The organism is Caldibacillus debilis DSM 16016 (assembly GCF_000383875.1).
In the GTDB taxonomy this organism is placed as follows: Bacteria; Bacillota; Bacilli; order Bacillales; family Caldibacillaceae; genus Caldibacillus; species Caldibacillus debilis.
This window is the reverse complement of record NZ_KB912918.1, coordinates 13,748-27,446: the sequence shown is the minus strand read 5'-3', so window position 1 is coordinate 27,446 and position 13,699 is coordinate 13,748. Positions and strand designations below refer to the sequence as shown.

General features: G+C 53.0%; 12 protein-coding genes. 4 read left to right on the top strand and 8 right to left on the bottom strand.

The window, feature by feature from the left end; genetic code table 11:
• Positions 1 to 2: 2 nt before the first annotated feature.
• The 3 genes from A3EQ_RS0119790 to A3EQ_RS0119780 all read right to left on the bottom strand — a co-directional run bounded on the left by A3EQ_RS0119790 (position 3) and on the right by A3EQ_RS0119780 (position 2,617).
• Positions 3 to 938, bottom strand: coding sequence for an ABC transporter ATP-binding protein (locus A3EQ_RS0119790; RefSeq protein WP_020156881.1), 936 nt, complete (start codon positions 936 to 938; stop codon positions 3 to 5).
• Positions 925 to 1,947, bottom strand: coding sequence for an ABC transporter ATP-binding protein (locus A3EQ_RS0119785; RefSeq protein ID WP_020156880.1), 1,023 nt, complete (start codon positions 1,945 to 1,947; stop codon positions 925 to 927). The genes A3EQ_RS0119790 and A3EQ_RS0119785 overlap by 14 nt, the downstream gene beginning before the upstream one ends.
• 517 nt (positions 1,948 to 2,464) lie before the next feature.
• A complete protein-coding gene (locus A3EQ_RS0119780; RefSeq protein WP_407637040.1) occupies positions 2,465 to 2,617 on the bottom strand; it encodes a zinc-finger domain-containing protein in 153 nt (50 codons plus the stop codon).
• Positions 2,618 to 2,906: 289 nt separating this feature from the next.
• On the opposite strand from A3EQ_RS0119780, the gene A3EQ_RS0119770 reads away from it, so the two are divergent.
• Positions 2,907 to 4,319 carry a LysM peptidoglycan-binding domain-containing protein gene (locus A3EQ_RS0119770; protein ID WP_026500104.1) on the top strand — a complete coding sequence of 471 codons (1,413 nt, stop codon included), beginning with the start codon at positions 2,907 to 2,909 and terminating at the stop codon, positions 4,317 to 4,319.
• Between the two features lie 403 nt (positions 4,320 to 4,722).
• On the opposite strand, the gene A3EQ_RS0119760 is transcribed toward A3EQ_RS0119770, so the two are convergent.
• From A3EQ_RS0119760 to A3EQ_RS0119735, 5 genes are all read right to left on the bottom strand, one after another.
• Positions 4,723 to 5,610, bottom strand: coding sequence for a 5'-3' exonuclease (locus tag A3EQ_RS0119760; protein WP_020156875.1), 888 nt, complete (start codon positions 5,608 to 5,610; stop codon positions 4,723 to 4,725).
• A gap of 280 nt (positions 5,611 to 5,890) precedes the next feature.
• Positions 5,891 to 7,768 (bottom strand): PTS fructose transporter subunit IIABC, encoded by a 1,878-nt coding sequence (locus tag A3EQ_RS0119750; protein ID WP_020156873.1) that lies wholly within the window; start codon positions 7,766 to 7,768, stop codon positions 5,891 to 5,893.
• The gene (gene pfkB, locus A3EQ_RS0119745; protein ID WP_020156872.1) at positions 7,765 to 8,691 is read right to left on the bottom strand and encodes a 1-phosphofructokinase; all 927 of its coding nucleotides are present in this window, start codon (positions 8,689 to 8,691) and stop codon (positions 7,765 to 7,767) included. The genes A3EQ_RS0119750 and pfkB overlap by 4 nt, the downstream gene beginning before the upstream one ends.
• Positions 8,688 to 9,437 carry a DeoR/GlpR family DNA-binding transcription regulator gene (locus tag A3EQ_RS0119740; protein WP_020156871.1) on the bottom strand — a complete coding sequence of 250 codons (750 nt, stop codon included), beginning with the start codon at positions 9,435 to 9,437 and terminating at the stop codon, positions 8,688 to 8,690. Before A3EQ_RS0119740 ends, pfkB begins: the two co-directional genes overlap by 4 nt.
• A gap of 173 nt (positions 9,438 to 9,610) precedes the next feature.
• The gene (locus tag A3EQ_RS0119735; RefSeq protein WP_040369760.1) at positions 9,611 to 9,847 is read right to left on the bottom strand and encodes a DUF2584 family protein; all 237 of its coding nucleotides are present in this window, start codon (positions 9,845 to 9,847) and stop codon (positions 9,611 to 9,613) included.
• Between the two features lie 1,239 nt (positions 9,848 to 11,086).
• Between A3EQ_RS0119735 and A3EQ_RS0119715 the strand changes: the two genes are divergently transcribed.
• The 3 genes from A3EQ_RS0119715 to A3EQ_RS0119705 are packed head-to-tail and all read left to right on the top strand — an operon-like array spanning position 11,087 to position 13,671.
• Complete coding sequence (locus A3EQ_RS0119715; protein WP_020156866.1) at positions 11,087 to 12,094, top strand: ABC transporter substrate-binding protein; 1,008 nt, start codon at positions 11,087 to 11,089, stop codon at positions 12,092 to 12,094.
• Positions 12,095 to 12,107: 13 nt separating this feature from the next.
• Positions 12,108 to 12,896 carry an ABC transporter ATP-binding protein gene (locus A3EQ_RS0119710; RefSeq protein ID WP_020156865.1) on the top strand — a complete coding sequence of 263 codons (789 nt, stop codon included), beginning with the start codon at positions 12,108 to 12,110 and terminating at the stop codon, positions 12,894 to 12,896.
• Positions 12,874 to 13,671 carry an ABC transporter permease gene (locus A3EQ_RS0119705; RefSeq protein ID WP_020156864.1) on the top strand — a complete coding sequence of 266 codons (798 nt, stop codon included), beginning with the start codon at positions 12,874 to 12,876 and terminating at the stop codon, positions 13,669 to 13,671. Before A3EQ_RS0119710 ends, A3EQ_RS0119705 begins: the two co-directional genes overlap by 23 nt.
• Positions 13,672 to 13,699 lie beyond the last annotated feature (28 nt).

The following is a 13,699-nucleotide window of genomic DNA, read 5'->3' as shown; positions in this document are numbered from 1 at the left end:
TCCTACGACTCCAACGGTAGCGCGACTTTATGGGTTTCCGTAACTGGCCTCAAATCGAAGATCCGTCCCTCAGCATCCAAATATCTATCAAAATGCTCCGAAAATTCTTGGTTAATTTCCTTCCGAAGGGCTTTATGCTTATCCCGTTCTTCCGGTTTGATGTCGGGTATGGCCGCAATGAGCCTTTTTGTATATATATGCTGGGGATTCGTATATATGTCTTCCCCCGTTCCTTCTTCCACCAGGCGGCCGCGGTACATGATGCCGATCCGGTCGCACATGTGGCGGATGATGCCCAAATCGTGGCTGATAAAAAGATAGGACAATTTAAATTCTTCCTGGATGTCCTTCATAAAGTTCAATACTTGGGCCTGCACCGAAACGTCCAGGGCCGAAACCGGTTCGTCGGCGATGATCAGCTTCGGCTTCAGGGCCAGTGCCCGGGCGATGCCGATCCGCTGTCTTTGGCCGCCGGAAAATTCATGGGGGTATTTATAGATGGAGTCCGGGCTGATCCCCACCCTTTCCAGCAATTCCTGAACCCGACGTTTCTCCTCCTGCGGGGAAAACTTTTCATAGTTCCGGAAAGGTTCCGCGACGATATCCAAGATCCGTTTTTTCGGGTTCAAGGAAGAATAGGGATCCTGGAAGATCATCTGGATATCTCTTCTGTATTGGAAAAATTCTCTCCTCTTCAATTTCGTCAAATCCACATCATTGAATAAGATCTCCCCCGATGTGGCTTTCAGCAAGCCGATGATCGTCCTTCCCGTCGTCGTTTTTCCGCAGCCCGACTCCCCGACCAGTCCGTAGGTTTCCCCTTCCCGAATCTCGAAGCTGATGTCATCCACCGCTTTTACGTAATCCACCACCCGGCGGAAAAAGCCTCCGCGGACGGGATAGTACACTTTCAGATGATTCACCTTAAGTAATGTCATGTTTCAGTGCCTCCGATACTGTATCTGGAAAGTGAAAATGCTGATAGCAGGTGCATCGGACCCAATGCCCTTTTTCCACTTCGCGCAGCACGGGGTTTTCCTCGTGTACCGATTCATCGATCCACGGGATCCGGTGCCGGAAACGGCAGCCGGCTCGCGGCAATTTGCTCAGCGAAGGAACGATCCCTTGTATGACGTGGAGACGATCCTTCACTTCCGTCGTCGAAGGAATCGAGTTTAGCAAGGAGCGGGTATAGGGATGCAACGGATTGTTGAAAATCGTGCGGACATCGGCGATCTCCACGATTTCGCCGGCGTACATGACGGCGACCCGGTCCGCCATTTCCGCGACGACGCCCAAATCATGGGTGATCAGGATGATCCCCGTCTTCATCTGCCCCTGCAGATCCCGCAAAAGATCCATGATTTGCGCCTGGATCGTCACGTCCAAAGCCGTCGTCGGTTCGTCGGCGATCAAAAGCGAGGGATTGCAGGCGATCGCGATGGCGATGACGACCCGTTGCCTCATGCCTCCCGACAATTCATGGGGGTACATGGCATATACCCGTTCCGGATTGCGAATGCCGACCTTTTTCAGCAGTTCGATGGCGCGTTCTTTATACTCCTTATTGGAAAGTTTCATGTGATTCCGCATATTTTCTTCGATCTGCTTCCCCGCCGTCATCAGCGGGTTCAGCGCCGTCAAAGGGTCTTGAAAGATCATGCCGATCTCGCTTCCGCGGACTTTGTTCATATCGGAAAGGGACAGGGGGAGCAGGTTCCTGCCTTTAAACAGGATTTCCCCTTCCACCTTTGTCCGCACTTCTTGATGCAGCCTCATGACGGAAAGAGCCAATGCGCTTTTTCCGCATCCGGACTCTCCCACGATGGCAACCACTTCGTTTTCATTCACGGTCAATGAAACATGATCCACCGCCGCATAGTATTCGTCGCCGATTTTAAAAGACGTGGTCAGGTCTTTGATCTCCAGTAGCGGCTGCTTTGTCAAAATGATGCCTCCTCTTCAAAATACTACAAATATTTACAATATTCTATCTTTTAATCTGTTAATTTATTAATCGGATAAACGATTTTAGACATGTTTGAATACTTTATTTTATGTTTGAATTCAATAATATTACAAATAGATTACTATTGCAATACATTCTTTCAAATTTTTTCAAGAAAACATTTGTCCTAAAACAATTTATAAAAGAAAAATTCAAAAAAATAAGAGTAAAGAGAACAAATTTATTTTCTTATAAAAATTTTTTACAACAAGAATCGACCCGTTGTCAATGGGGTTGGAAAAAACATTTAGGAACCGCCCGTGAAATAGCGGGGAAATGTCATCTGCCCGACGGAAAATCAATGCGCCGAACGGGCTTCACCCCGGGTGAAAGCGGGGCGGGGGAAAAGCCCCCGGTTGTCCGATGGAACGGGCAGTCCTTTCCCGTTTCTGTTGCCCAGGCGCGTTTCACGGCCGGCATCCCGGCCGGTTGTTCAATAATTGATCAGCCCGGATATTACTTCCCGCTTGAATTTTCAAGTTCCTGTCCGATTTTTCGCAAACGTTCGCCCACGGTGCACTTGTTGATGCAAAAATTGTGGGCGTATCTTCTTCCCTTTTCCTTGGAGAAATATTTGTGCAGGAAACAGCCCCGGCAATAGTCCTCCATCCATTTATCCGCTTCCGAATACAAGATTAACCGTTTATGTTTGTCCATCGTGTTTCACCCGAATCCCGGAAAGGAGTATTGAAAAGAACTGCTGGAAATAAAAATAATATGGATTCTTTCTTTTTTCAAATCCCGTTTTTTCACCGTTTTCCCGTCCGTCCCGTTTCAGCGGGCCGGACGGGAAAGGGCGATGTTCTTATCATGTCCGAAAACGGTTTTTCCTTATTCCTGTGCCTATTTGAAGGCCAGCGGCATAAAATGGGTGAGAAAGCGATGGAGGGAGATCGACATGCTTATTCACACCGTCCAAAGGGGGGAAACGCTGCAAAGGATCGCCGATCTTTACGGGCTTCCCGTTTCCCGGCTCGTTTCCGCCAATGAATTGCCCGACCCGGACCGGCTGGCCGTGGGCCAATCGCTGGTCATCCCCGTTCCCGGCCGCCGGCATGTGGTGCAGCCCGGGGAAAACTTGTGGAATATTGCCGCAAGATACGGCCTGGAGCCGGCCGCGCTCATTCAAAACAACCGGATCGCCAATCCCGCCCTCATTTTTCCCGGCATGGTGTTAAATATCCCCGCGAAAACTTACCGGGTGCAAGCCGGGGATACCTTGGGGCAAATCGCCCAACGGTTCGGCACAACCGTGGCGGAACTGACGGAAATCAATCAAATCCAGGACCCGGACCGGATTTTTCCGGGAACGCTAATCGTCATTCCCTTTCCGAAACCGGTCATCGAAGTGAACGCCTTCATCATCCGCACCGGGGAGGAAGGGGCGGAGGACGTCCGTCCGTTCGCCGGCGCCTTGACTTACGCCTCTCCGTTCGCCTATCGCATCAGGGAAGACGGGACTTTGCGGGAGATCAACGACGGCCCCGCCATACAGGCCATGCTTTCCGGCTCGGTCGCGCCCATGATGTGCATCACCAATTTTACCGCCGAAGATCCCGGGACGAGGCTCGTCCACACGATTTTGTCCGATCCCCGGCTCCAGGATCGGCTGCTGGAGGAAACCGTCCGCACGATAAGGCAAAAAGGCTACCGGGGGTTAAATATCGATTTTGAAAATGTGGAGCCGGCGGACCGCCAGAATTACAATCAATTTTTGGAAAGGGCCGTGCGAACGTTGCATCCTTACGGCTACTTCGTATCCAGTTCCCTCGCCCCGAAAATCAGCCCGGACCAAAAAGGGCTCCTTTATGAAGCCCATGATTATTCCGCCCACGGCAGGATCCTTGATTTTGTCATCTTGATGACGTATGAATGGGGCTACCGGCTCGGCCCTCCGCAAGCCATCTCTCCCCTCAACCAAATCCGCCGCGTCCTGGATTATGCGGTGACGGCGATCCCCCGGGATAAAATCCTCATGGGGTTCCAGCTGTATGCCCGGGATTGGCTCCTCCCCCACGAAGAAGGGATGGAGGCGGAAACCTTCGACATGCAGGAAGCCGTCCGCCGGGCGGTCCGCTACGGCGCGGAAATCCAGTTCGATCCGGTTTCCCAAACCCCGTTTTTCCGCTACCGGGATGAAAGCGGAAGGCTCCATGAAGTCTGGTTCGAGGACGCGCGAAGCGCCCAGGCGAAATTCGATACCGTCAAAAATTACCGTTTGCGGGGAATCAGCTACTGGGTGCTCGGTTATCCGTTCCCGCAAAATTGGCTCCTGCTGCGGGACAATTTCCGCATCCGAAAGATTATGTAGGAAGGATTTCCGGGGACCGCCGGTTTTCCCTTTCGCGGACTGATCGGGGGCGAAGACGGTCCGAAAGGACGATTACCTTGTCAGGATCCGGTGCAATATGTCGGCCGTCCGGTCTCTTTTCCGCCGATAGGCCGATTGCCTTGTCAGGATCCGGCATTTTAAAAGCGATGATCAGGGGACGTCGGCCGGAAAGTTCCGGAAGGCCGGACGTCCTCCCTTTCCTCGGCGGATGATCAAGACCGAAAAAAGGGACCGGGAGCCGTTTCATCTTTTCCGGACGAAGAGAAAAAGTCCAGGCCGTAAGATCGGGAAAGGCTGCCCTCCCCAGGAAAGGGGCCCGCGCGGTGAACGTCTGCCGCCGGGCAGAAAGATTTGCATGTTTTTCCTAGGTACCGTTTCCGCCTCACGCGGAGCTCGCTTCGCCGTACCGGAGAAAGCGGCCGAAACCGGTGAAGCCGTGCTCGAGAAATACGGCCGAAGCCTTTTGCCAATCGATCCGGATTTTCGCTTCAGACAGCGGGCAATGTACCGGGGCGTCGCACCGGATTTCCGCCAGTTTCCGGCACAAAAGCAGCATTTCCCGGTCTCTTTCAATCTTTGCCCGGACCCCCTTTGCCACCTTGTCAAGATTCTCCAGCAATCCTTGGACGGAGGAAAACTGTTGGACGAGCTTCAAGGCGGTTTTCTCTCCGATCCCTTTCACCCCGGGATAATGATCGGCCGGATCGCTCATCAGCGCCTTGACGTCGGCCAGGGCGGCGGGCGGAATCCCCATTTCGCGGATGAACGTCTCCTCCGAATAAACCTGGTAATTTCCGAAGCCTTTTTTCAGCAAGGCGACGGAAATATTCCCGCCGATCAGCTGCAGGATGTCCCGGTCGCCGGTCAAGATCAGGATTTCCGAATCGCGGCAATGCCTTTTCGCCAAAGTCCCGATCACATCGTCGGCCTCGTATCCTTCGATGCCGATATTCGGCACATTCAAAGCATCCATGACGGTTTTTGCCAGGTCGAATTGGGGAATCAGCTGTTCCGGCGGCTCCGGACGGTTGGATTTATATGCCGGGTAAAGCTCGCTGCGGAACGTCCGGCTCCCCATGTCCCAGCAAACTGCCGTATGGGTCGGCCGGAAGGTTTGCAAGGCAAGAAAAAAATGTTTCAGCATCCCTTGGACGCCGTTTGTCGGAATGCCTTTCCCGTTCACCATGAATTGTCCGGTTACGCTTGTCGCGTAATAAGAACGGAACAGCAGCGCCATTCCGTCGACGAGCAAAAATCGGGATTTTTCCATTCGAAACATCCTCCATCGTAAACTTCTTCCATTATATCACGGGGAGAATGGAGGCGGGGGAAATTTTGAAAAAGAAAGCGGCGGAACGCTCCGCCGCAGTTGAACCCCTTCCATATTTTCCGAAAATGTCTTGGATGGCCATCGACGGGACGGTTAAAACCGGGAAGGCACCCCGGCAACCCTTCCCGAAAAGCGGCGGAACCCCGGAGGCATGCCGCGAAAGGAGGCGGCGTTCTCTCCGTCCAGTCCGCCAAAAACCGGCCGCGATCGCTTTTGAAAATTATTGTTTTCCGGCCGGTTCGACCGGTTTTTTCAACAAACCAAGCAACAGGGCGGTGACAATGGAACCCGCCAATATGGCCGCCAGGTACAGGATTTTGCTCCCTTCAACGAGCCAGACGACAAACACGCCGCCGTGGGGAGCGCGCAGACCGATATGAAACAGCATCGAAAGGGCGCCGGCGACGGCCGAACCCGCCATGATCGAGGGTATGACGCGGAGCGGATCGGCGGCGGCAAAGGGAATCGCCCCTTCCGTAATGAAGGACAGCCCCATGATGATATTTGCGTTGCCCGCATCCCGCTCCGCTTTCGTAAATTTATTTTTGAACAAATAGGTGGCGAGGGCGATGCCGAGGGGAGGAACCATTCCGGCGGCCATCACGGCGGCCATCGGTTCATAAACCCCGTTGGCGATCAGCCCGGTGCCGAACACGTAGGCCGCTTTGTTGACCGGGCCGCCCATATCGAAAGCCATCATTAACCCAAGGACGATGCCCAAAAGGACCGCATTCCCCGTGCCGAGGCCGGAAAGCCAGTCGGTGATCGCGCTGTTTAAGGCGCCGACCGGCTTGTTGATGACATAGAGCATCAAAAATCCGGTGGCCGCGATTCCGAGCAAGGGATAAAGGAGGATCGTCTTGATTCCGTCCAGGGATTTCGGCATGCCGGCCAGTCCCTTTTTCAGACCGGCAGTGATGTAGCCGCCCAAAAACCCGGCAATGATCCCGCCGAGGAAACCCGCGCCTCCGCTTGTAGCCATCATCCCGCCGACCATGCCAGGCGCGAATCCAGGCCGGTCGGCAATGCTCATGGCGATAAATCCGGCCAAAACCGGAACCATTAATCCGAACGCGTTTCCTCCTCCGATCGTCATCAGCGCCTCGGCGAGGGGATGATAGGACGGATCGTTCGGATCGGCCGCCTTATAGCCGAACAGGAACGAGATGGCGATCAGGATCCCTCCCCCGACGACGAAGGGGAGCATGTTGGAAACCCCGTTCATCAAATGCTTGTAGATGCCCGTTTTGCCTTGTTCGGCCCCCGTCTCGTCGGCTTTCAGCTTTTCCCCTTCGTAAACGGGAGCATCCTGCAGAAGCGCCCGCTGGATCAGCTCCTCCGGCCTGCGGATTCCTTCTGCGACGGCCGTCCGTATCACATGTTTTCCTTTGAACCGCTCCATGTCCACCATCGTGTCGGCGGCGACAATGACCGCTTTCGCCTTTTCGATTTCTTCCCTGGTCAATACGTTTTGGGCGCCCGCGGATCCGTTGGTTTCCACCTTGATGTCCACACCCATTTCCTCCGCCTTCGTTTTCAGGGCGTCGGCGGCCATGTAAGTATGGGCGATCCCCGTCGGGCAGGCGGTGACGGCCACGATGAATTCCCGATTCTTTCCGGGATCCTTCTTCCCTTCATTCCTCTCCTCTTCATAACGTCCGATCACTTCCAATACTTCATCGGGGGAGGAGGCCTTCATCAATCCCTCCCGGACTTCCTTTTTCATCAGCAGTTCCGACAGGCGGGAAAGGGCGTCCAAATGTTGGTTGTCCGCCCCCTCGGGAGCCGCAATCATGAAGATGAGATGGACAGGCTTCCCGTCCAGGGAAGCAAAATCCACCCCTTTTTCCGATTTTCCGAAGGCGATGGCCGCCTCCTTCACCGCGCTGGATTTCGCGTGGGGAATGGCGATTCCGTCGCCGATGCCGGTCGTTCCTTGGTCTTCCCTTCGTAAAACCGCTTCCATAAACCTTTGGACGTCAGCCAATTTTCCGGCCCCGTCGAGGAGCTTTGCCAGCTCCCCGATGGCCTCCGTTTTGCCGGAGCCGGAAACGGTCATGGTGACCGTCGCTTCCGTTAAAAGCTCCGTGATTTTCATCCGCTATCTCCTCCGAAATTTTTAATGATAATATGAGGCAATATTTCTTCCACCTTCTCCTTCGTGCACAAATCCAGCGAAAACGCCGTGGCGCATCCCGACGCGACACTGTAACGGAAGGCCTCTTTTACGTCTCCGGTCTCTCCATATTTGGCGAGGAAGCCGGCAACCATGGAGTCGCCCGCCCCCACCGAACTTTTCACCTCCCCCTTTGGCACTTCGGCAATAAAGGCGGATTGCCGGCTGACAAAGACAGCCCCCTGATCCGCCATGGAAACGATGACATTTTCCGCTCCCCTTTGGACCAATCTTTTGCCGCAGGCGACCGCCTGGGCAAAATCGGCGATTTCCGTATGGAAAAGTTCTCCCAGTTCATGATGGTTCGGCTTTATCAGGAAAGGACGGTAGGGCAGGACTTTTTCCAGCAGCCTCCCTTCCATGTCGGCGACGAATTTCGTTCCGTTTTGCACGCAGATCTTCACCAGTTCCTCATAGGCCGTCTCCGGCAGGACGGCGGGGACGCTTCCCGCCAAGACGAGCACATCCCGGCCGGTGAGAGCGCCGATTTTTTCTTTTAAAGCTTCAAAATCGGCTTTGGAAATGGGCGGACCGCTGGCGTTGATCTCCGTTTCCGTTCCCGCTTGCAGTTTCACGTTGATCCGCGTATCCCCTTTGACGTGCACGAAATCGCAGCTGATCTTTTCCTGTTTCAAGCGTTCTTCAATATATTTTCCGGTGAATCCTCCGATGAAGCCGAGGGCCTTGCTCGATACGCCCATCCGCTGCAAAACCCGGGAAACATTGATCCCTTTTCCGCCGGGGAATTTGGCTTCCCGCAACACCCGGTTCAATTCCCCGAGCTTCAGTTCTTCCAGCTGGATGACGTAGTCAACGGAAGGGTTCAATGTCAAGGTGTAAATCATGGGGTCACAACCTCGATCCTTGTTTTATTTTCATATTGCCCGGCAACCTCTTTGTCCAGGCCGTCCGTGATGATCGCCGCCTCATGAATGTCGGCGATCTTCGCGAAGGCGATCTCCGAAAATTTCGTATGGTCGGCGAGGACGTAGGCCTCCCGCGATAGAGAAATCGCCGTCTGTTTAATGAGGGCTTCCTCCGGGTCGGGGGTGGTAAACCCGTATTCCGGATGGATGCCGTTCACCCCCATGAAGGATTTGTCAAACCGGTACATGCCCAAGCTGGCCAAGGCGCCCCTGCCGATGACGGCGTTGGTTTTATGCTTGGCGTAACCGCCGATGACATAGGTTTCGATCCTTTTTTCAAATAGCGGACCGATGTGCGTCAGCCCGTTTGTGACAACGACGATATCCTCCGGAAGATAGGGAATCATCTGCATGACCGTGGAGCCCGCATCCAAATAGATGCAATCTCCCTTTTCCACGAGGCTTGCCGCGTATTTGGCGATCAGCCGTTTTTCCTGAAGGTTTTTGGAAGATTTTTCGGTCATGCTCGGTTCCTGCAATTTTCCTTGCAGGCGGGCGGCGCCGCCGTGGATCCGCTTCAAAAACTTCCCTTTTTCCAGTTGAATCAAATCCCTGCGGATGGTGGATTCCGACGCTTTGGTCAATTCCACCAGTTCCTGGATTTTTACCGTTTGTTTTTCCTTTAACAGCGAAAGGATGATTTGATGCCGTTCCGGAGTTAACAAAATCAACCCTCCTATCCGACTTCATTTTCATCATACCGAAAACGATTCCAAAAATCAATCATTTTCAATCAAAATCTATCATAAATAATCATTTTTATGATTGTTTTTGAATGTTTTTTGATTTTTCAGATTAAAGTTGCCTATAAAAAAACCCCGGCATCGGGCGGCCGCGGTCAGTTGGTGTTTTTCAGTTTCACGAGCTGATAAGTGATCACCGTCTTTCCCCCTTCAAATACCAATCTGGTGATGGTGCCCAGTCCGATGGGCTCGTCCCCTTTCGAACCGTAAACGTAAACTTGCGTATTTAACGGATATAGGTGATACCCTTCTTTTTCAAGGACGAAGTTGTTCCCTTCCAATCTTTTTTCCTTTCCTTCCGTTTCGATGACCGTGTTCAATTCCAGCTGCATTCCCGAACCTCCCTTCCGTGCCAGCTCGTGATCCGTCCCCGGCACCCCGCCCTTCCCGCTCCTCGTTGAAGGGGACTTCTCTTTCCGTCTTTGCCCTTCCCTTGTCCTTTTTTCGGAACCCGGAAGCGGGGATGCCGGATTCCCGGCATGCTTTACATCCATTATATAATGTTTAACCTTTCGGCGAAACAGCCCGTTAAAAGGGAAGATGCCTTTACCTTTTGAAGGGAAGCTGAAGCCGCGAGTTTTTTCCGCCGACCGCCCGCGGAACTGTCCCCGGCAAAAATGGCTTTTCATGCGGAAATCTTGGATTCCGCCTGAACAAATGGGAAATCTTCCTCGAAATGTGCTTTTCCCGTGTTCCCCCTGAACAATGGGGGATTTTCCCTGCCCAGAAACGGATCCCGCTCATGCGGCGCATCGAAAGCCTGCCCCGATGCCAATCCGTGCATTCCAGGACAGAATCGGTTCGGCCGACTAAGGGGAATGATTGTCCAACATGGTCTTTCGCCGGATCAGGCATATCCCTCATTCCCTTTTTCCGGGCCGGAATGTCCAACATTTCATTTTTCTTTGCGGCCGGATGGTCCGACATCAGGGGATAAATGTTCAACATTTTTTATAAAACGTCCGATAAACGGCCCGTTTGTCCAATATCTTGAGTCGAACGTTCAACATCGGTTACGGCCTTAACGACGGAATGTCCAACATTCCCGCCGGATGGTTCGACATCGGCAAAAAAACGTCCAACACCGCATAAGACTGTCCAACATTTTCAACGATTGGTTCAACATTTTAAAATTTATGTTCAATATGGAAAAAAATTTGTCCGACATGAAAGGAAAAATAACCAACATCGCGGAAAAAACGTCCATCATCACCCGAAAAATGTCCATCATCGCTCCCGATGTCCAACATCAAAGGCGGTTTGTCCGACTTCCTGCCGACAGGGTTGCAGTTTCTCAATAAGGGGGCAAAGCCGTTTTGATATTGGCGGTATTCTTAGTCTGGACGTTGCAGTTTCTCAATAAGGGCGAAAAGATTTCCGGACAGGCTGGAGCGGCCGGGAAAGGGCAACGGTTTTCCCCATTCCTATGGCTGCATCATTGCCGGTCCGACCCTCCGCCCCGAGCGCGGTAATTTTCCTGTTTCCGGATATGGGCGTTTTCACCTTTTTTCCCCATGGCACATAGAATAAAACGTAAATTTTCATACCAGATGGTTTGGGGAGGATGCTCCATGAAAAAGAGCTGGAGAAAAAAATTATTGCCGTTCCTCTGCCTTTTCCTGCTCGCAGCCGCTTCCGGATGCGAAGGGACGAAAAAAGAAGGGCGGCAGAAAGTGCGCCTGGCGGAAGTGACCCGATCCATTTTCTATGCCCCCCTTTATGCGTCGATCGAGAAGGGTTTCTTCCAAAAACACGGCATCGACGTTGAATTGAAGACGGTATGGGGCGGAGACAAAACGATGACCGCCCTCATAACGGGCGGCGCGGATATCGCCCTCGTCGGGGCGGAAACGAGCATCTACGTGTATGCCCAAGGTTCCGAAGATCCGGTGATCAATTTCGCCCAATTGACCCAAACCGACGGAACCTTTCTCGTCTCCCGGGAAAAAATGGACCGGTTTTCCTGGGAACAGCTGAAGGGAAAAACCTTTCTCGGCCAGCGGAAAGGAGGAATGCCGCAGATGGTGGGGGAATTCGTGCTGAAAAAGAACGGCATCGACCCGCATAAAGATCTCAACCTCCTGCAAAACGTGGACTTCGCCAATATCCCGAACGCCTTCGCCTCGGGAACGGGCGATTTCGTGCAATTGTTCGAACCCCAGGCAAGCCTGTTCGAATTGGAAGGAATCGGCCATATCGTGGCATCCTTCGGCGCGGAAAGCGGAAAAGTGCCCTATACCTGCTTTATGGCAAAAAGCAGTTATATGAAAAACAACAAGGATATCATCGAAAAATTTACCGCCGCCCTTTATGAAGGGCAAAAATGGGTTTATGAATCTTCCGCGGAGGAAGTGGCGAAGGCGATCCAGCCGTATTTCGAAGACACGGAGCTTTCCGTCATTGAGATGGTCGTCGACCGCTACCGGTCGCAAAAAACCTACGCGGAAAATCCCTTGCTCGACGAAGAGGAATGGAAGAACCTCCAAGATATCATGGAAGAAGCCGGCGAATTGCCGAAACGCATTGACATCGGGGAACTGGTCGATCCTTCCTTTGCGGAAAAGGCCATGAAAGAATGAGGGAGACTTGCCTATGAGCCTTTTAACCGTCCGGGATGTTTCCCATATTTATTTTTCAAAGGATGCGAAAACAGCGGCACTCCTGGATATCTCTTTTTCCGTCCGCGAGCAGGAGTTCGTTTCCCTCGTGGGGCCGAGCGGATGCGGGAAAACGACCCTGCTTTCCATTATGGCGGGCCTGATGGAGCCGACTGTCGGGAAAGTCACGTTGGAAAATGAAAAAGTTCACCCGAAAAGCCGGAAAATCGGTTACATGCTGCAACAGGACTATTTGTTCCCCTGGAAGACCGTGGAAGAAAATATCTTGATCGGCCTGAAACTGACCCGTCAATTGAACGAGGAAACAAGGCGGAAAACCCTCTCCCTGCTGCACGAAATCGGGCTCCGGGGAGTGGAGAAACAATACCCGGCCCAGCTGTCCGGGGGCATGCGGCAGCGGGCCGCCCTGGTGCGGACGCTGGCGACCGACCCGAAGATCCTCCTGCTTGACGAACCCTTCTCGGCGCTGGATTTCCAAACCAAATTGAAAATGGAAGAATTGGTTTACCGCACGCTGAAACATTACCGCAAAACCGCCCTTTTGGTGACCCATGACATCGGCGAAGCCATCGCCATGAGCGACCGGGTGATTCTGTTGTCCAACCGCCCCGGTACGGTCCGGAAAATTTTTGCGATACCGGAGGAAATAAGGGCCCTGCCTCCCTTTTTGGCAAGGCAGCATCCGGATTTCCAACGGCTGTTCGATATGATCTGGAAGGAGTTGGAGAACCTTGAGCCGAGTGAACAGCGAACTCCTTCATGAAAAATACAAAAAGGCCTTGCGCCGGGAAAAAAGGATCGTCCGCTTTTTTCAGGCGGCCATTTTTCTTTTGTTTTTCCTTCTTTGGGAAACGGCAAGCCGAAACAAATGGATCGATCCGTTAATCTTCAGTTCCCCTTCCAAGGTATGGCATTTATTGATGGAAAACATCAGGGACGGTACGCTCCTTGTCCATACGGGGGTGACCCTGACGGAAACGGTATCCGGCTTTCTCCTCGGCACCCTGGCCGGCTGTTTGCTGGCCGCGGCCCTCTGGTGGTGGGAGCGGCTGGCAAAAATCTTGGATCCCTATTTGGTCGTCCTTAACGCCTTGCCGAAAGTGGCCCTCGGACCGATCCTGATCGTTGCCCTCGGACCGAACTTCACCTCGATCATCGCCATGGGCGCCATCATCTCGGTAATCATCACGACCATCGTCGTCTACACATCCTTCAAAGAAGTCGACCCGAATTATCTGCGGGTTTTGGAAACCTTCGGCACGAGCCGGCTGGACCGTTTCCGGGAGATCATTTTGCCCGCCTCTTTCCCGGCGATCATCTCCACGTTAAAAGTCAATGTCGGCCTTTCCTGGGTCGGGGTGATCGTCGGGGAATTTCTCGCGTCCCAGAGGGGGCTGGGCTATTTAATCATCTACGGATTCCAAGTGTTCAATTTGACTTTGGTTTTCCTGGCCCTCGTCATCATCGCCTTCTTGGCAACGATCATGTACCAATTCGTCGATTTCCTGGAAAAAAAGCTGATTAAAAACCGGACCTGACCCGCTGCCGGCCTTTTTATCCGCGGCG

Bases quoted from the DNA above. Each gene is read 5' to 3' on its own strand.
- A3EQ_RS0119710 (WP_020156865.1), top strand. From the start codon at position 12,108: ATGAGCCTTTTAACCGTCCGGGATGTTTCCCATATTTATTTTTCAAAG.
- A3EQ_RS0119780 (WP_407637040.1), bottom strand. From the start codon at position 2,617: ATGGAGGACTATTGCCGGGGCTGTTTCCTGCACAAATATTTCTCCAAG.
- A3EQ_RS0119715 (WP_020156866.1), top strand. From the start codon at position 11,087: ATGAAAAAGAGCTGGAGAAAAAAATTATTGCCGTTCCTCTGCCTTTTC.
- A3EQ_RS0119790 (WP_020156881.1), bottom strand. From the start codon at position 938: ATGACATTACTTAAGGTGAATCATCTGAAAGTGTACTATCCCGTCCGC.
- A3EQ_RS0119735 (WP_040369760.1), bottom strand. From the start codon at position 9,847: ATGCAGCTGGAATTGAACACGGTCATCGAAACGGAAGGAAAGGAAAAA.
- pfkB (WP_020156872.1), bottom strand. From the start codon at position 8,691: ATGATTTACACCTTGACATTGAACCCTTCCGTTGACTACGTCATCCAG.
- A3EQ_RS0119750 (WP_020156873.1), bottom strand. From the start codon at position 7,768: ATGAAAATCACGGAGCTTTTAACGGAAGCGACGGTCACCATGACCGTT.
- A3EQ_RS0119770 (WP_026500104.1), top strand. From the start codon at position 2,907: ATGCTTATTCACACCGTCCAAAGGGGGGAAACGCTGCAAAGGATCGCC.
- A3EQ_RS0119760 (WP_020156875.1), bottom strand. From the start codon at position 5,610: ATGGAAAAATCCCGATTTTTGCTCGTCGACGGAATGGCGCTGCTGTTC.